Annotated in this window: 16 protein-coding genes; 4 read left to right on the top strand and 12 right to left on the bottom strand. The window is 68.6% G+C overall.

From position 1 onward, the window contains the following. Positions 1–100: 100 nt before the first annotated feature. The 6 genes from RHA1_RS31885 to fakA form a co-directional block, all read right to left on the bottom strand. Positions 101–874 (bottom strand): DivIVA domain-containing protein, encoded by a 774-nt coding sequence (locus RHA1_RS31885; protein WP_009479705.1) that lies wholly within the window; start codon positions 872–874, stop codon positions 101–103. Positions 875–982: 108 nt separating this feature from the next. Next, complete coding sequence (coaD, locus tag RHA1_RS31880; protein ID WP_005240440.1) at positions 983–1,477, bottom strand: pantetheine-phosphate adenylyltransferase; 495 nt, start codon at positions 1,475–1,477, stop codon at positions 983–985. After that, a complete protein-coding gene (rsmD, locus tag RHA1_RS31875; RefSeq protein ID WP_009479703.1) occupies positions 1,474–2,040 on the bottom strand; it encodes a 16S rRNA (guanine(966)-N(2))-methyltransferase RsmD in 567 nt (188 codons plus the stop codon). The genes coaD and rsmD overlap by 4 nt, the downstream gene beginning before the upstream one ends. After that, positions 2,037–5,441 carry a pyruvate carboxylase gene (locus RHA1_RS31870; RefSeq protein WP_009479702.1) on the bottom strand — a complete coding sequence of 1,135 codons (3,405 nt, stop codon included), beginning with the start codon at positions 5,439–5,441 and terminating at the stop codon, positions 2,037–2,039. The genes rsmD and RHA1_RS31870 overlap by 4 nt, the downstream gene beginning before the upstream one ends. Positions 5,442–5,596: 155 nt before the next feature. Then, the gene (recG, locus tag RHA1_RS31865) at positions 5,597–7,855 is read right to left on the bottom strand and encodes an ATP-dependent DNA helicase RecG (protein WP_011598386.1); all 2,259 of its coding nucleotides are present in this window, start codon (positions 7,853–7,855) and stop codon (positions 5,597–5,599) included. Between the two features lie 8 nt (positions 7,856–7,863). After that, the gene (fakA, locus tag RHA1_RS31860; RefSeq protein WP_081437492.1) at positions 7,864–9,552 is read right to left on the bottom strand and encodes a fatty acid kinase ATP-binding subunit FakA; all 1,689 of its coding nucleotides are present in this window, start codon (positions 9,550–9,552) and stop codon (positions 7,864–7,866) included. 235 nt (positions 9,553–9,787) lie between these two features. Here fakA and rpmB point away from each other — a divergent pair, with 235 nt between their 5' ends. Continuing rightward, a complete protein-coding gene (gene rpmB, locus RHA1_RS46505; protein ID WP_005240429.1) occupies positions 9,788–9,979 on the top strand; it encodes a 50S ribosomal protein L28 in 192 nt (63 codons plus the stop codon). Between the two features lie 148 nt (positions 9,980–10,127). Continuing rightward, positions 10,128–10,916, top strand: a complete 789-nt coding sequence (locus RHA1_RS31855) for an enoyl-CoA hydratase/isomerase family protein (protein WP_009479699.1) — start codon at positions 10,128–10,130, stop codon at positions 10,914–10,916. A gap of 45 nt (positions 10,917–10,961) precedes the next feature. On the opposite strand, the gene RHA1_RS31850 is transcribed toward RHA1_RS31855, so the two are convergent. The 3 genes from RHA1_RS31850 to RHA1_RS31840 are packed head-to-tail and all read right to left on the bottom strand — an operon-like array spanning position 10,962 to position 13,078. Next, complete coding sequence (locus RHA1_RS31850; protein WP_011598385.1) at positions 10,962–11,636, bottom strand: uracil-DNA glycosylase; 675 nt, start codon at positions 11,634–11,636, stop codon at positions 10,962–10,964. Further along, a complete protein-coding gene (locus RHA1_RS31845; RefSeq protein ID WP_011598384.1) occupies positions 11,636–12,157 on the bottom strand; it encodes a gamma carbonic anhydrase family protein in 522 nt (173 codons plus the stop codon). The genes RHA1_RS31850 and RHA1_RS31845 overlap by 1 nt, the downstream gene beginning before the upstream one ends. A gap of 9 nt (positions 12,158–12,166) precedes the next feature. Beyond that, complete coding sequence (locus RHA1_RS31840; RefSeq protein ID WP_016883098.1) at positions 12,167–13,078, bottom strand: thiamine-phosphate kinase; 912 nt, start codon at positions 13,076–13,078, stop codon at positions 12,167–12,169. Between the two features lie 247 nt (positions 13,079–13,325). Here RHA1_RS31840 and RHA1_RS31835 point away from each other — a divergent pair, with 247 nt between their 5' ends. Then, complete coding sequence (locus tag RHA1_RS31835; RefSeq protein ID WP_009479695.1) at positions 13,326–13,559, top strand: Lrp/AsnC ligand binding domain-containing protein; 234 nt, start codon at positions 13,326–13,328, stop codon at positions 13,557–13,559. A gap of 2 nt (positions 13,560–13,561) precedes the next feature. Next, positions 13,562–14,158, top strand: coding sequence for a DUF3515 domain-containing protein (locus RHA1_RS31830; protein ID WP_009479694.1), 597 nt, complete (start codon positions 13,562–13,564; stop codon positions 14,156–14,158). Positions 14,159–14,177: 19 nt separating this feature from the next. Here the strand turns inward: RHA1_RS31830 and RHA1_RS31825 are convergent, their stop codons facing one another. The 3 genes from RHA1_RS31825 to RHA1_RS31815 form a co-directional block, all read right to left on the bottom strand. Next, positions 14,178–15,284 carry a D-alanine--D-alanine ligase family protein gene (locus RHA1_RS31825; protein ID WP_009479693.1) on the bottom strand — a complete coding sequence of 369 codons (1,107 nt, stop codon included), beginning with the start codon at positions 15,282–15,284 and terminating at the stop codon, positions 14,178–14,180. 92 nt (positions 15,285–15,376) lie between these two features. Next, positions 15,377–16,501, bottom strand: a complete 1,125-nt coding sequence (locus tag RHA1_RS31820; protein WP_011598382.1) for a cystathionine gamma-lyase — start codon at positions 16,499–16,501, stop codon at positions 15,377–15,379. A gap of 4 nt (positions 16,502–16,505) precedes the next feature. Further along, positions 16,506–17,504: an NAD(P)H-dependent glycerol-3-phosphate dehydrogenase gene (locus RHA1_RS31815; RefSeq protein WP_009479691.1), complete on the bottom strand. Its 999-nt coding sequence runs from the start codon at positions 17,502–17,504 to the stop codon at positions 16,506–16,508. Between the last annotated feature and the right edge of the window lie 45 nt (positions 17,505–17,549).

Raw genomic sequence — 17,549 nt, 5'->3', positions numbered from 1 at the left:
CACTTTCGAGAAAAGGGAAACGACAAAGGGCAACCACTCCACGATACGCAATCTGCGCGGTGGAGCCAAATTCGGTCGAGAGCGCCGGCCTGACGGTCGCTCAGCGGCGACGCTCCGCCCGTCGGTCGTCGACGTCGTAGTCCGAGGCGTAGTCGGGGACACCCGAACCGGTCCGCAACTGCTGACGTCCCCGGCCCACGGACCGGACGGTGCCGTTCAGGAAGTCCTCGAACTCCGCGAGCTTCGTGTCGACGTACAGATCGCAGTCCGAGCGGAGACGATCCGATTCGGCGTGCGCGGAGTCGATCACCCGGGCCGACTCGGTGTGCGCCGCCTGGACGACTTCCGTCTGCGAGACGAGGCGTGCCTGCTCGGCTTTACCCTCCGCAACGGACCTCTCGTACGACGCCTTGCCCGACTCGATCATGCGATCGGCTTCGGAGCGCGCACGACCCGTCAGTGCGTCGTACTCGCGCTGGCCTTCCGCGACGGACGACTCGGCCTCGGCGCGCGCGTCGGTGACCAACTGCTCGGCGTGCGCGCGGGCCTCGGCGACCATCCGGTCGGCCTGCGCCTTCGCGTCCGCCAGAATGCGGTCGGCGTCGTCTCGCGCGTTTTCGATGGTGGAGTTCGCCTCGGCGTTGGCGCTGGAGATGGTCTTCTCCGCGTTGGACCGGGCGTCCCCCACCAGTTTGTCCTTGTGGTCCAGGACGTCCTGGGCGTCGTCGAGTTCACCGGGAATGGCATCGCGCACGTCGTCGAGCAGTTCGAGGACGTCGCCGCGCGGAACCACGCAGCCGGCGGTCATCGGTACGCCGCGTGCCTCTTCGACAATCGCGACAAGTTCGTCGAGCGCCTCGAATACCCGGTACACAAGCAACCCCAATCATCTATGACCCTCAGCAGGTCGGCGCAGCCTTCTTCGTGCAAGTCTGCCCGACCGGACGCCGCGGGTGTGTCGTGGCAGCCGGTGTGTCGGGTATCAGCTGCTCTCGGCGGCGCGCTCGGCGATCCTCGCGAGAAGGCGGGCGTGCACCTTCTCGGGCAGCATGTCGGAGACGTCGCCGCCGAACGTGGCCACTTCCTTCACGAGCGAACTCGACAGGTAGCTGTAGGTGGGGTTGGTCGGGATGAAGAGGGTGTCGACGCCACTGAGCTTCTGGTTCATCTGCGCCATCTGCAGCTCGTAGTCGAAGTCGTTGGCGCCGCGCAGGCCCTTGACGATCGCTGTGATCCCTTGCTGCTTGGCGTAATCCACCAGCAGGCCGTGCCACGAGGACACTCGCACGTTGGGCAGCTCACTGGTCGAGTCTTCGAGCATCTCGATGCGCTCTTCGACGGTGAACAGGCCACGCTTGCTCTTGTTGACCATGACCGTCACGATGACCTCGTCGAACTGCGCGGCAGCTCTGCCGATCACGTCAAGGTGGCCATTGGTCACGGGGTCGAAGGATCCGGGGCAGACAGCGCCAGTCATGAGTCCAGACCGTAGCAGGTCGCCAATTCGATTCTCGCCTCGCCGTACTTCTTCGCCTTGACGGGCGCGAAGCCCTCGGGCCAGGCTGTCTCGGGTGACCTCGACGACCGCTCGAGCACCACGATCGAGCCGTCGCCGACCCAGCCGTTGACCCGGAGGTGGCCGAGCACCGTCTGTACCGCCTCGTCGTCGACGGCGTACGGCGGATCCGCCATCACCAGGTCGTACGGCCGGTCGGCGGTGCCCGCGAGCACCGCCGCCACCGGAGCGCCGCGCACTTCCGCTCCCGGCAGACCGACCGTCGTCACGTTGTGCTTGATGATGCCCGCCGCTTTCGAGTCGGACTCGACGAGGACGACGCGGTCCGCACCCCGGGAGAGCGCCTCCAGGCCGAGCGCCCCCGACCCCGCGTAGAGGTCGAGGACGGACGCGCCTTCGAGATCCATCCGGCTGTGCAGGGCGCTGAACAATGCCTCGCGGACCCGGTCCGAGGTGGGCCGGGTCCCGCTCGGCGGGACTCGCAGGCGTCGACCGCCCGCGAGTCCCGCGATGATCCGAGTCACTCGCTCGCGGACTCCCCCGTCGACACGACGGCGAGGAGGTCGCCGCCCTCCACCTGCTGGACCGATCCGATGGCCAGCCGGGAGACCGTGCCACTTCGCGGGGCGGTGATGGCCGCTTCCATCTTCATGGCCTCGATGGTCGCGATCGTGTCGCCGGCGGCGATGTGCTGGCCCTCGGTCACGGCGAGGGTCACCACACCGGCGAACGGCGCCGGCACATGGCCGGGGTTGTTCTTGTCGGCCTTCTCGGCGGCCGGGAGCTCACTGGAAATGGACCGGTCGCGCACCGACACCGGACGCAGCTGACCGTTGAGGATGCACATGACGGTGCGGTATCCCCGCTCGTCGGGTTCGGAAATGGCCTCGAGCCCGATGATCAGCTCGACACCCGGTGCGAGGCGGACCCGGTGCTCGTCGCCGCGGCGCAGGCCGTAGAAGAACTGGTTCGCCGAGAGCTGCGACGTGTCGCCGTACTTGTCCCGGTGCTCGAGGAATTCCTTCGTCGGGCCGGGGAACAGCAACCGGTTGAGCGTCGCCCGACGTTCCGCGGACGTGCCCGCGAGTGCCTTCTCGTCGTCCGCGGACAGAGCCACCTCGGGCTTGGCGGCTCCGCGACCTTCGAGGGCCCGGGTACGGAACGGTTCGGGCCAGCCGCCGGGCGGGGTGCCCAGTTCGCCGCGCAGGAACCCGACCACCGAATCGGGGATGTCGAACTTCGCCGGGTTCTCCTTGAATTCCTCGGTGGACGCTCCGGATCCGACGAGGTGCAGGGCGAGGTCGCCGACCACCTTCGACGACGGGGTGACCTTGACGAGGCGCCCGAGCATCCGGTCGGCGGCCGCGTACTTGGCCTCGACCTCCTCGAACTTGTCACCGAGACCGAGCGCAACGGCCTGGGTGCGCAGGTTCGACAGCTGGCCGCCGGGGATCTCGTGCGTGTAGACGCGTCCGGTCGGGGCCGGCAGCCCGGACTCGAACGGCTTGTACACCTTGCGCAGCGCTTCCCAGTACGGCTCGAGGTCGCACACGGCCTGCAGGTCCAGGCCGGTGTCGTACTCGGAGTGCGCGGCCGCGGCCACGATCGCCGACAACGCCGGCTGGCTGGTGGTGCCCGCCATCGCGGCCGAGGCACCGTCGACCGCATCCGCGCCTGCCTGCCATGCGGCCAGGTACGTCGCGAGCTGACCACCCGGGGTGTCGTGGGTGTGCACGTGCACGGGCAGGTCGAAGTTCTCGCGCAGCGCCGTCACCAGGGTCGTGGCGGCGGGGGCGCGGAGCAGTCCGGCCATGTCCTTGATCGCGATGATGTGCGCACCGGCCTCGACGATCTCCTCCGCCAGGCGCAGGTAGTAGTCGAGGGTGTACAGCTTCTCGTCCGGGTTCGACAGGTCGCCGGTGTAGGACAGGGCGACCTCGGCGAGAGCGGTGCCGGTCTCGCGGACGGCGTCGATGGCCGGTCGCATCTGGTCGACGTTGTTGAGGGCGTCGAAGATGCGGAAGATGTCGATGCCGCTGTTGGTGGCCTCCTCGACGAACGCCCGCGTCACCTTCTCCGGGTACGGGGTGTAGCCGACGGTGTTCCGTCCGCGCAGCAGCATCTGCAAACAGATGTTCGGCACGGCCTCGCGCAGAGCGGCCAGCCGGTACCAGGGGTCCTCGTGCAGGAACCGCAGCGCCACGTCGTAGGTCGCACCACCCCACGCCTCGATGGACAGCAGCTCGGGGGTCAGCCGGGCGACGTGCCCGGCGACGTCGAGCAGACCGCTGGTCCGCACGCGGGTCGCGAGCAGCGACTGGTGTGCGTCACGGAACGTGGTCTCGGTGACGGCGAGGGCCTTCTGCTCCCGCAGTGCCTTGGCGAATCCCTCCGGCCCGAGGGCGAGCAGCTTCTGACGGCTGCCGTCCGGCGGCGGGGTGGACAGGTCGATCTGGGGCAGCTTGTCGCGCGGGTACACCGCCGACGGCCGCTCGCCGTGCGGCTTGTTGACCGTCACGTCGGCGAGGTAGGTGAGGATCTTGGTGCCACGGTCGGCGGAGCTGCGCAGCGTGAGCAGCTGGGGGCGCTCCTCGATGAATGACGTGGTGACCCGGCCGGCCTTGAAATCGGGGTCGTCGAGCACCGCCTGCAGGAACGGGATGTTCGTCGACACACCGCGAATGCGGAACTCGGTGACCGCGCGGCGGGCCCGGGCGACGGCGGTCTCGAAGTCGCGGCCGCGGCACGTCAGCTTGACGAGCATCGAATCGAAGTACGCGGAAACCTCCGCGCCGACCGACGTCCCGCCGTCGAGGCGGATGCCGGCACCACCCGGGGTGCGGTACCCGGTGATCCGGCCGGTGTCCGGGCGGAACCCGTTGGCGGGGTCCTCGGTGGTGATGCGGCACTGCAGAGCCGCACCGCGCAGCGTGATCTTGTCCTGGCTCAGGCCCAGGTCCGCGAGGGTCTCCCCCGACGCGATCCGCAGCTGCGACTGCACGAGGTCGACGTCCGTGACCTCTTCGGTGACGGTGTGCTCGACCTGGATGCGGGGGTTCATCTCGATGAAGACGTGGTTGCCGCGGGTGTCGAGGAGGAATTCGACGGTGCCCGCGCAGGAGTAGTTGATCTCCTTCGCGAACGCCACTGCGTCCGCGCAAATCTTCGCCCGCAGCTCTTCCGAAAGGTTCGGGGCCGGCGCGAGCTCGATCACCTTCTGGTGGCGGCGCTGCAGCGAGCAGTCCCGCTCGAACAGGTGGATGACGTTGCCCTGACCGTCGGCCAGGATCTGGACCTCGATGTGACGCGGGTCGACGACGGCCTGTTCGAGGAATACCGTCGGGTCGCCGAAGGCCGACTCGGCCTCACGCGCGGCGGCCTCGATGGACTCCTTGAGCTGAGCCCGCTCGGCGACGCGGCGCATGCCGCGGCCACCGCCGCCGGCGACGGCCTTCACGAACAGCGGGAACTGCATGGTCTCGGCCGCGGCCAGCAACTCGTCCACATCGGCGGACGGCTCCGACGACGCCAGCACCGGCAGACCGGCGGCCTTCGCCGCGGCGATCGCACGCGCCTTGTTGCCGGTGAGCTCGAGCACCTCGGCGGAGGGACCCACGAACGTGATGCCCGCCTCGGCGCACGCGGCGGCGAGATCCGGGTTCTCGGAAAGGAAGCCGTAGCCGGGGTAGATGGCGTCGGCGCCTGCCTGCTTGGCCGCGGAGACGATCTCGTCGACGGAGAGGTACGCCCGAACCGGGTGTCCCTCCTCGCCGATCTGATAACTCTCATCAGCTTTCAGACGGTGGATCGAGTTCCGATCCTCGTACGGGAACACCGCGACCGTTCCAGCACCTAGTTCGTAGGCGGCACGGAAAGCGCGGATCGCAATTTCGCCACGGTTGGCGACCAGGACTTTGGAGAACATTGGAGCAAACTACCCCGCCGCGGACGGCCGCGGAGAAGTGGCATCCCACATTTCAGGATCCTCCACAAACTTCACAAAGACCCCCCTGACGTGTGCGAATTCTGCAACAGACCCGAAACAGACGAGCGAAGATTTACGTGAAGCGAAGTAAGTTCTCACGTTTTCTCCAGATACTCGATGCGGTCCGCGTCGAGCGCCGAGGTCACCATCGCCGACAGCCCGGGATGGTTGTCGAGGCGCGGATCGTCCGCGATCACCGAACGCGCGAACTCGGACGCCGCAGCGATGACGTCCTCGTGGCCGAGCAACGACAACAGCCGCAACGTGGACGTCGTGCCCGACTGCGCCGCACCGAGAATGTCGCCCTCGCGGCGGGTGGCGAGGTCGAGTTGCGCGAGCTCGAAACCGTCGTTGGTCGACGCCACGTTCGACAGACGCTCGTAGGCGGGACCGCCCGGATTCATCTCCGTGACGAGAATGCACAGGCCCTGGTGTCTGCCACGGCCGACGCGTCCGCGCAGCTGGTGCAGCTGACTCACACCGAAACGGTCCGCGTCGACGATCACCATGATCGTCGCGTTCGGGACGTCGACGCCGACCTCGACGACCGTGGTGCACACCAGGACGTCGATGTCGCCGGCCGTGAAGTCGCGCATCACCGCGTCCTTCTCGTCCGCGGGAAGACGGCCGTGCAGCAGACCCACCCGCAGGTCGGGCATGATGCTGCCACTCAACTCCTCGAACACCTCGACGGCGGACTTCGTCTCGGGCGCCTTCTCGTCGAACGCGTCCTCGCCGTCACCCTTCTCGCCGTCGCCGATGCGCGAGCACACGACGTAGGCCTGCCTCCCCTCGGCCACGTCCTCGCGGATCCGTTCCCACGCGCGCGCGACCCACTGCGGCTTCTGGGACGCGGGTACCACACTGCTCTTGATCGGCGACCTGCCCTTCGGCAGCTGCCGCAGCGTCGACACCTCGAGATCGCCGAGCACCGTCATCGCGATGGTGCGGGGAATCGGCGTCGCCGTCATCACCAGCAGGTGCGGGCTCAGCCCCTCCCGCGCCCTCGACCGCAGCCGGTCGCGCTGCTCGACACCGAACCGGTGCTGCTCGTCGACCACCACCATCCCGAGGTTGAAGAACTCGACGTTGTCCTGGATGAGGGCGTGCGTGCCGATGACGATCCCGGCGTCGCCGGTGATCGCCTCGTTCAGAGCCGTGCGTTTGGCGGCGACCGGCATCGACCCCGTCAGCAGCGCCACCCGTGTGGCCTTCTCGTGCGCCCCGAGTTCCCCGGCGGTCGCGAGGGAGCCGAGCATCGCCCGCAGCGACCGGGCGTGCTGCGTCGCGAGCACCTCGGTCGGGGCGAGCAGGGCGCATTGGTAGCCGGCGTCGACCACCTGGAGCATGGCGCGCAGGGCCACGATCGTCTTACCCGAACCCACCTCACCCTGCAGGAGCCTGCTCATCGGGTGCGGCTGCGCCAGGTCGGCCGAGATCTCGTCGGCGACCGCGTGCTGACCGTCGGTGAGCTGGAATGGAAGCATCTTCTCGAACACGTCGGCGATCCCGCCGGGCACGGGCGGGCACTCGGGCGCGACTCGCTCGGCGTTGTCGTGGCGGCGACGGGCGAGAACCAGTTGCAGCGCCGTCGCCTCGTCGAACCGCAGACGGTCGTGGGCGTTCTCCACGTCCTCGCGGGTGTCGGGCAGGTGGACCGACCGGAGCGCTTCGTCGAGGCCGATCAGGTCGCGTTCGGCCCGGATGTTCTCCGGCAGGGGGTCGTCGACGCGATCGAGCTGGTCCAGGATCTGGCGGACGCATTTCATGATCGTCCAGCTCTCGACGTCCCGCGTGGCCGGATAGAGCGGGATCAGCGCCCGGTCGAACACGGACATGTCGACCCCGGCACCGGCTTCCTGCGACGCCCGGGCGATTCCTGCGAGATCCCCGGCGCCGCGGATCCGGCCGACGTTCACGACGGGGTCCTCGCTGCCGGCCCGCGGCTCGGGAAGGATGAGGTAGCTCGGGTGGGTGAGGCTCCACTTCTGGCGGAAGTACTTGACCGTTCCCGAGAACATCGCGCGCACACCCGGCTTGATCACGTGCTTGACCTTCTGCGGGCTGAAGAAGGTGACGTCCACGTTCTGGGTATCGGTGGACAGGACCACCTTGAGCATGCTGCCCGGCCGGTTCTTCATCTTCACGACGGCCGCGGACGTGACCCGGGCGATGATCGTGATGTGCTCGCCCTCCGGCGGGTCCTTCTCCGCGAGCTCGCGACCCTGCGAGGCGTACCGGTGCGGGTAGTGCCGCAGCAGGTCCTCGACCGTACGGATGTCGAACGCCTCCTCGAGCGCGTCGGCGGTCTTCTTCCCCAGCAGATGATCGAGCCGGTCGGACAATGTGGCCATCGAATTCCTCATTCCACCCCGAGTTGCAACAGATCTCCAGGCTGTCCACCGTGGTAGATCATCACCTCGACGCCGGGGTGCCGCTGCGAGATGTGATCGGCCAGTTCCGTGTCCAGCCCGTCCGGCGCCTCCGACCCCATCAGGAGCGTCACCAGTTCGCCACCCGCGCCGAGGACGAGGTCGACGAGTCGCCGTCCGGCCGCGACCGCGTCCGGTTCGATGACGATCACCTCGTGACCCATCAGTCCGATGCCGTCGCCCGGTTCGCACGTGCCCACATAGGTGAGGGCCCGTTCCCTGGCGATGCGCAGCGATCCCCAGCGGGTGGCGGCGGCGGCCTCCGACATCGCGAAGGCGTCGTCCACCGCCTCACGCTCGGGGTCGTGCACCGCCAGGGACGCGAGTCCCTGCACCATCGCGGACGTCGCGAGCAGCAGGACCTCGTGCCGGGCGTCCCTCGCCGCGGCACTGACCGCGACGAGTTCCTGCGCCGTCAGCGCGCCGTTGGGGAGGACGAGCACCTCGGTGCGTCCCATCTGCCTGATGATGCCGAGGAGCTGGGCCCGGGTGACGGGGGCGTCGTCGCATCGGAGGACTGTCGCGCCCTCGCTAGCGAATAGTTCGGCGGCACCGTCACCGGCCACGACGGCGACGATTCCCCGCTCCCCCTGATCCGGCCGGGTCCGGACCGGTGGAACGAGCAACCCCTGGTCCCGCGCATCCACGAGGAAGCTGCTGACCCGGATTCCGTGGATGCGTCCCGCCGAGAGGCCGGCCTCCACGGCTGCGCCCGCGTCCGTGCAGTGCACGTGCACCGACCAGCCTCCGCCGCCGTCGCCGACGATCACGATCGAGTCCCCGAGGGCGTTCAGCGTGGTGCGCAACTCCGCCATGCGGTCCTCGTCGGACTCCGCGACCAGGTACATCACCTCGAAATCCTGATCCGAACCCTCGTCGCAGTCGGGTCCGGGTCCCGGATGCGCGTGCGGGCCCTGCGACGCGGGCGGCGCGGAAACGGGGACGAGCTCTGCGCGATGCCTGGACGGGGTGCGGCGCGGAACGTGGAGCGCGATCGGTGCGCGATCGGGCGGTGCCCCCGTCACCGCTGTGACGAGAGCGTCGAGGATCACGACGAGGCCGAGTCCTCCCGCATCGACGACGCCTGCGGTGCCGAGCACCTCGAGTTGCGACGGCGTCCTGGTGAGCGCGGACGCCGCCGCATCCGCGGCTGCGCGGGCCGTGACCGCGATCGGCGCCTCGTCCGGATACTCCGCCGCGGCGTCGGCGGCGCAGCGCAGCACGGTGACGATGGTCCCCTCCACCAGGTAGCTCACCGCGTCCGTCACCAGGTTGGTGGCCATCAGCAGCCCGGTCCGGACGGTCCTGGTGTCGACGGCGGGGGTAACGGCTGCTTCCGCAATCCCTCGCAGCACCTGGGACAGGATCACCCCGGAGTTCCCGCGCGCGCCGGCGACCGCGCCCCGAGCCAGGGCGATGGCCACCTGCCGGACGTCCTTGGTGCCGCTGCCCGCGAACTCGTCGATCGCACCCAGCGCCGCACGCATCGTGAACAGCAGATTGGTGCCCGTGTCGGAGTCCGGGATCGGAAAGACGTTGAGGCTGTTGATCTCCTCGCACCGCTTTTCCAGACCCGCGACGGCGGTCCGCGCCCACGATTCGAGGACTCGCCCGTCCATCGGGAGCTCAGGGGCCACTGTCATCCTCTCCGGCCAGGGAATGGGAAGGTGCCGTCAGACTAGTCGGGGGACGATGATCGGGCCCGCGGTCCGAGCGCTTCGGGACCGGGTTTGGCCAATCCGCACTCGAGCGGCTACTCTTGCACGGTTGCCTCGTACAGGGCGCGCTTGCTGTGTCCTGTCTCCACGAGGCCAGCAAATTTCACAGTTCACTATCTTGAAGGAGTTCGCGACTATGGCTGCCGTCTGCGACGTATGCGCCAAGGGGCCCGGCTTCGGTAAGTCGGTCTCGCACTCGCACCGGCGTACCAACCGTCGCTGGAACCCGAACATTCAGACTGTTCGTGCCGAGGTTGCCCCCGGAAACACCCGGAAGGTCAACGTCTGCACCTCCTGCCTGAAGGCTGGAAAGGTTGCTCGGGGCTGACCCGACGCTGCGTGCGATGTCACTGCGCCCCCGACACTTAGGTGTCGGGGGCGCAGTTTTTTTATGTCGCCACACCTGTCCGATTCGGCGTCGTCGCAGCGCATCGGGGCACGTCGGGCCCCGGCGGGGGCCCACGTAAGGTGCAACGGTGACTTCTCTCGATGGACTCAGCAAAGTACAGCTCGAAGACGGCGTCCTGCGCATCACGATCGCGACGGCGGAGAACGGCACCTCGCTGGACGGCGAGGGCATGGTGCAGGGTGCCCGGGCACTCGAAGCAGTCGGTGACCGAATCGGCAGCGTCCTTCTCGTCGGGGAGGGCCCGAACTTCTGCGCGGGCGGCAACGTCCACGCCTTCGCGTCCGCACCGGTGCGAAGCGAATACGTCGCCGAGGTGGCGCGCGTGTTCCACGAATTCGTTCGTGCGCTCGACGCCGTGACCGTTCCGGTGATCGCCGGTGTTCACGGGTGGGCAGCGGGCGCCGGCATGAGCCTCGTGTGCCTGACGGATGTCGCCATCGGCGGCCCGGGCACCAAGCTGCGCCCGGCCTACCCTTCCATCGGCTTCACCCCGGACGGCGGCATGTCGTGGACCCTCCCGCGCATCGTCGGCGACGCCCGGGCGCGCGAGATTCTGATCACCGATGCCGTTCTCAGCGGTGACGAGGCCGTCCGCCTGGGCATCCTCAGCCGCCTCGTCGGCGACGACGTCGTCCAGGACGAGGCGCTTCGGCTGGCCCGCACCCTCGCGGCCGGCCCGACGCCGTCCTACTCGGGGATCAAGACGCTCGTGCGCGCCTCCCGATATCGCACGCTCGCCGAGCAACTCGACGCGGAGGCCGCGTCGATCGCCACCGCGGCCGACAGCCCGGTGGGACGCGAGGGCGTCGACGCCTTCGTCGAGAAACGGCGTGCCGACTTCTCGTCTGTGCAGTGAAACGGCGTGCCGACTTCTCGTCTGTGCAGTAAGGAAATTCGCCGTTTACGGCAGCTGCCAGTTCACCGGTTCGGCGCCCAGGCCGTCGAGGAGTTCGTTCGCGCGGCTGAACGGCCGCGAACCGAAGAATCCGCGCGACGCGGACAGCGGTGAGGGATGCGCCGACTCGATCGTCGGCACGTCGCCGAGCATCGGTTTCAACGTGGATGCGTCCCGGCCCCACAGAATTGCGACGAGGGGTTCGGGGCGCGCCACGAGAGCGCGAATGGCCTGCTCGGTCACCGCCTCCCAGCCCTTCTTCCGGTGTGAGGCCGGGAGTCCGGGCTGCACGGTGAGAACCCTGTTCAGCAGAAGCACTCCCTGACGCGACCACGGGGTGAGGTCCCCGGTGGTGGGCGTCTCGTGGCCGAGGTCCTTGCTGTATTCGGTGAAGATGTTGCCGAGGCTGCGCGGGACGGGGCGCACGTCCGGAGCCACCGAGAAGCTGAGACCGACCGCGTGACCGGGTGTGGGGTACGGGTCCTGACCCACGATCAGGACCTTGACCTCGGAGAACGGGTGGGTGAACGCCCTCAGGACGTTCTCTCCGGCGGGAAGGTACTCACGCCCGTCGGCGATTTCCGCGCGCAGGAACTCGCCCATCTCCGCGATCCGTCCGGACACCGGTTCGAGTGCGTCTGCCCATCCGGCCTCGACGAGGTCCGCCAGCGGCGCCGCCATCAGTCGAGCCTGCGCAGCGAGTCGCGGTAGTAGGCCGCGTTCGCGGCGTACATCTTTACGTTCATCTCGAGGTGCCCCTCGGGAACCTCGTAGCCCTGCCGGATCTTCGCGGGGACGCCGAGCGCCATGCTCCGCGGCGGAACCTCGAATTTGAACGGAACGACGGCGCCGGCACCGACGACCGAACCGGCGCCGATGACCGAACCGTTGAGAACGACCGAACCGGAGGCGATCAGGCAGTGGTCGCCGATCGTGGATCCCTCGATGTGCGCCGCGTGACCGACGACGCACCCCGTGCCGATGACGGTGGGATCGATCATCGTGCAATGGATCACGGTGCCGTCCTGGATGTTCGTGTCGGCGCCGACGGTGATGGTGCCGTAGTCGGCGCGGAGCACGGCCTGCGGCCACACCGAGGTGCCTGCCGCCAGGGTCACGTTCCCGATCACCACGGCGTCGGGATGGACGTAGGCGTCCGGATGGATGTCGGGTTCGCGGTCCCCGAGCGCGTAGATAGCCATGCGTGCAACCTATACCGAGAAACTCTGCCAGCCGCCGGCCCCCGGCCAGGTCTCGCCGTCGACCGAGATGCCGGACCCGTCGTGCACCGCGCCGATCGCGGTCCACCCCGCCGGGAGCGGGACGGCGGCGGGGAAGGTGGCGGCGAAACCGTGGTCCTCTCCCCCGGTGAGCACCCATTCCCAGTGGTCGACGCCGAGAACCTTCGCTGCCGACACCAGTTCGGGTGAGACGGCCAGGTCGGATCGGGTGAGGGACATTCCGACGCCGGAGGCGTCACAGATGTGACCGAGGTCGGCGAGGAGCCCGTCGGAGATGTCGGTCATCGCGTGGGCGCCCCCGTCCGCGGCGGCCCAGGCGGCGGAGTACGGCGGAGTGGGGACTCGATGCGCGGCGAGCAGGTCCGGGAAATCCGAGGACCCGCCGAGCAGCAGCGCGAGACCGGCCGCCGACCGGCCGAGTTCGCCGGCCACCGCGACGACGTCGCCGGGCCGCGCGCCCGACCGCCGGATCGGGCTTCTGCCACCGAGATCACCGAGGACGGTGACGGAAATCACGACCTGTCCGGCCTGCACGAGATCACCGCCCACGACGCCGGCCCCGAGTTCCTCGGCGCTTTCCCCGATTGCCGCCGAGATGCCGTCCGCCACGTCGATCGACGTGTCCGGCGGGAGACCGAGGGAGACCAGGAAGGCCGTGGGCCGCGCCCCCATCGCCGCGACGTCGGCCGCATTCTGTGCCACCGCCTTGCGGCCCACATCGCGTGGGGACGACCAGTCGAGCCGAAAGTGCCTGTCCTGCACCAGCATGTCGGCGGACACCGCCACCCGGCCGTCGTCCGCTCGGACCAGGGCGGCGTCGTCGCCGGGGCCGATCAGAGTGGACGGGGGCTGCACCCGGCCCTGCACCGCTCGGCCGATCACGGCGAACTCGCCGACGTCGGCGACGGTGAGGGGCGGGGTCGGGTCCGGGGAATCCGTCGGTGTGATGGTGTGCCTCCAGTGTCGGGTGGCCCGTGCAGCGGCTGTGGGTCCGGTCGACGGAATGTGCGACTGCGGTACCTTTTAGCTGTTGCCGGGACTTCTCGGCACGTGACCGATCAGCGCGCCGAAGCACCCGCGACTCTACCGAGATCGATGCGGCGCGGAGCAGGGAAGGGCCGTAGCGAGAGTGCAAGCGTTCATCCTGATCCAGACCGAAGTCGGCAAGGCTGCGGCGATCGCGACCGAGATCGCGAAGATCACCGGAGTCCGGACCGCCGAGGACGTGGTCGGGCCGTACGACGTCATCGTGCGGGTGTCCGCTGACGAGGTCGCTCCCGTCGTCAAGGAGATCCGTCAGGTCTCCGGCATCACCCGCACCCTCACCTGCGACGTCCCCGAAAAGTCTGCGAACAAGAACTGAGCATGTCCGACCTCGAACCCGAACAGAACACACCCGCCGGCAACTCCGACCCGGTCCCCGCGGAGCGGCGGAATCCCGCACTCATCGCGACGGCCGTGGCGCTTCCCGTGGCCCTGGTCATCGGCATCGTCGTCGCGGCGGTGTTCGCCGGGCGGAACCCGGTGAAGGAACCCGTGTCGCTGGGCCCCGTGCCCGCACCCGCATCCGGCTCCGCGGAGTGCGCCACCCTGATGGCGGGCCTCCCCGACGCGCTGGGCGATTACACGCGCGCCGAGCTCACCGAACCCGCACCCGAGGCGACGGCGGCGTGGCAGCCGGCCGAGGGTGAACCACTCGTCCTGCGTTGCGGTCTGGACCGTCCCGCGGAGTTCGATCAGGCTTCGGCGCTGCAGGTGATCGACGGAGTTCAGTGGTTCGAGATCTCGGGTGCGAGCGCCGGAATCGACGCGAGCAGCTATTTCGCCGTCGACCGCGGCGTGTACATCGGACTCACGGTTCCCACCGGGGTGGGACCGACGCCGCTTCAGGACATTTCCGGCGCGGTGTCGCAGGCGTTGCCGCAGAAGCCCCTCGATCCGGCGCCCGTGGCGAATCCCTGAGCGCCGGACCGCGGTTTCTCTAGCGCAGACCGATGCCGCGCGCGAGGGCGGTGTCGACCAGGGTCGAGACGAGGGTGCCGTAGTCGACGCCCACCGCGCCCCACATGCGCGGGTACATCGAGATCGACGTGAATCCCGGCATCGTGTTGATCTCGTTGATCACCGGGCCGTCCTCGGTCACGAAGAAGTCGACCCGCGCGAGACCCTGGCAGTCGAGCGCGGAGAACGCGCGCACCGCGAGTTCGCGGATCTCGTCGCTGACCGATTCGTCGAGTTTCGCGGGCACGTCGAACTCGCACACGTCATCGAGGTATTTGCTGTCGAAGTCGTAGAACGCCTCGTCGTCGCCAGCGCCTTCCGGCATCCGGATCTCGGCGATGACGCTGGCCCGCACGTCGCCGTCCGGGAACTCGAGGACTCCACACTCGACCTCGCGGCCGATGATCCCCGATTCGACGATCACCTTGGGGTCGTGCAGGCGGGCGTGGGCGATGGCGTCGTCGAGCGCGGCCCACTCGGCCACCCGGGTGATACCAATCGACGATCCGCCACGGGCCGGCTTCACGAACACCGGGAGGTGGAGGCGGGACTTCTGTTCGTCGGTCAGTGTGGCGGTGCCCGGTCGCAGGACGACCTGGAACCCGATGGGCAGGCCTTCCGCGGCGAGCAGCTTCTTCGTGAATTCCTTGTCCATACCGGCAGCGCTGGCGAGTACGCCGGGACCGACGTACGGGACACCTGCGAGTTCGAGCAGGCCTTGGATCGTGCCGTCCTCGCCATAGGCGCCGTGCAGGACGGGAAAGACGACGTCGACCGAGGCCAGGATCTTGCCCGCTTCGCCGTCGTCGAGGGCGACGAGGTCGCCGGACCGTGTCGGGTCGGCGGTGAGGGCCAGTGCGGACCCGTCGGCATCGACGCTGGGCAGTGCCCGGCCGCGGATGGACAGCGTTTCGGGGTCGGTGGAGCCGAGGACCCACGAGCCCTCGGTGGTGATGCCGATCGGCACCACCTCGTACCGTTCCGGGTCGAGGTTCCTCAGGACGCTTCCGGCCGACACACAGGACACGGAATGCTCGTTGCTGCGGCCACCGAAGATGACGGCTACCCGGGTACGCGGTTTACTCACGACACAAACCGTACCGTCGCCGCGACACGCTCACCGCACCCACCTCTCCTCATATTTCCTTCGCCGACCTCACGACACGTCGAGCCCTGCACTCACAATGCGGACAGGGCCTGCTCGAGATCGGCGACGAGGTCTTCGGTGTCCTCGATTCCGCACGAGATCCGCACGAACCCGTCGGGTACCGGGTCTCCCCACCGGGCCCGGCGGTCGGCGCTGGTGTGGATGCCACCGAAGCTCGTCGCGGGCACGAGGAGTTCACTTCCGGCCACGAGTCGGTGGAACTGTTCGGCGGAGTCCACCTCGAAGCTCACCAGCCCGCCGAATCGACGCATCTGACCGGCGGCGACGGCGTGCGCAGGATCTCCGGGCAGACCCGGATACCGGACGCGGTGGGCCGCCGGGTGTGACTCGAGCAAGACCGCCACGGCAAGGGCGTTGGCGCACTGACGCTCGAAACGCAGACCGGCCGTCCCGAGACTCCGGTGGGCGAGCCACGTCTCGAACGGCCCCAGCACCGTGCCCGACAGGGCCCTCTCGCGTTCCATCCCGGCCAGGAAGTCGGCGTCCGACGCGGCGATGTATCCCATGAGGAGATCACTGTGACCGCTCAAAGCCTTTGTGCCACTAGCGACTACCACGTCGGCACCGAGTTCGAGCGGTTGCTGGCCGAGCGGGGTGGCGGTCGTGTTGTCCACCACGAGAACGGCGCCCGCGTTCGCGCACTGCTCGGACACGGCGCGTAGATCCACCACGTCGAGGGAGGGGTTGGCCGGAGTCTCGGCCACCACCACCGTCGTCCCCTCGGCGGACGCCAGCAGTGCGGCGGCCGCCTCGCCGGCCATGTCGGCGGTCCTCAGTTCGTGCACGGTGATGCCCATCGGCTCCAGGCGCTCCCGCGCGTACGCGCGCACCTGGTAGTAGCCGTCGGACGGAACGACCACGGTGTCGCCGGCGGTGAGCAGACTCCTCAGCACGACGGTGACCGCCGACATCCCGGAGCCGACGACGAGCGCGCCCGCGGCGCCTTCGAGTGTCGCCAGCGCCGATTCGAGGTCGCGCCAGCCCGGATTGGAGGCACGCGCGTAGGTGTCGGACTCGGTTCCCTCGTCCGCGCTCAGCTGATACGGCGCCGCGAAAACCGGCCCCCTCTGCATCGGCGAGCCGGGAACATTTTCTGCGGCAACGGCTTTGACGCAGCGGGTGGAATCACCACTCACGAGCTCACTCCGGCTTCGTGCGACGGCCGAGCAGCTGACCGATCGCGTCCTGCACCACGACGCCCTCGTGGCACACCCGGTGCACGGCATCGGTCAGCGGCATCTCGACGTCGTAACTGGCCGCGAGAGCCCGCACGGACGAGCACGATTTCACACCCTCGGCGACCTGACCGTGAGTAGCCGCCTGGGCACTCTCGATCGAACCACCCTGACCGAGGCGTTCACCGAACGACCGATTGCGCGACAGGGGCGACGTGCACGTCGCAACCAGATCGCCCACTCCCGCGAGACCCGCGAGGGTGGCAGGTTTCGCACCGAGGGCCACTCCCAGCCGGATGATCTCGGCGAGACCACGAGTGATGATGCTCGCAATCGTGTTCTCTCCCAGACCGATTCCCGATGCCATACCGCAGGCGAGGGCGATGACGTTCTTGCAGGCGCCACCGATCTCACACCCGATGACGTCCGAATTCGTGTACGGACGGAAGTATCCGGTGGCCGAGGCCTTCTGCAGTTCCAGTGCCCGCGTCGAATCCGTGCACGCGACGACCGTCGCCGCCGGTTGACCGATCGCGATCTCCCGGGCCAGATTGGGCCCGGACAGCACGGCGACACGCCCCGGGTCTGCGCCGGTGACCTGGATGATCACCTGACTCATCCGCATGAGGGTGCCGGTTTCGATGCCCTTGGCGAGGCTCAGCAGGGTGGCGTCCTCGGGGATCATCGGACTCCAGACCTGCAGATTGTCGCGCAGGGACTGCGACGGCACCGCGAGGACGACGATGTCGGCGCCGTCGAGTGCGGCCCGCGCGTCGTCGGTGGCGGTCAACGACGGAGGCAGGGCGATGCCCGGCAGGTAGTCCGCGTTCTCGTGCCGCGACACGATCGATTCGGCGACCTCAGCGCGTCGCGCCCACATGGTGACATCGGTCCCGGCATCGGCCAGGACCTTCGCAAATGCAGTCCCCCATGAACCCGCTCCCAGTACCGCAGCCTTGCTCACACAGCCCCCTCGTCGTTCGTTACCCGATGCGTCGCCCACAGTATT

The organism is Rhodococcus jostii RHA1, assembly GCF_000014565.1.
Classification (GTDB): domain Bacteria; phylum Actinomycetota; class Actinomycetes; order Mycobacteriales; family Mycobacteriaceae; genus Rhodococcus_F; species Rhodococcus_F jostii_A.
This window is presented reverse-complemented; position numbering and strand designations above follow the sequence as displayed.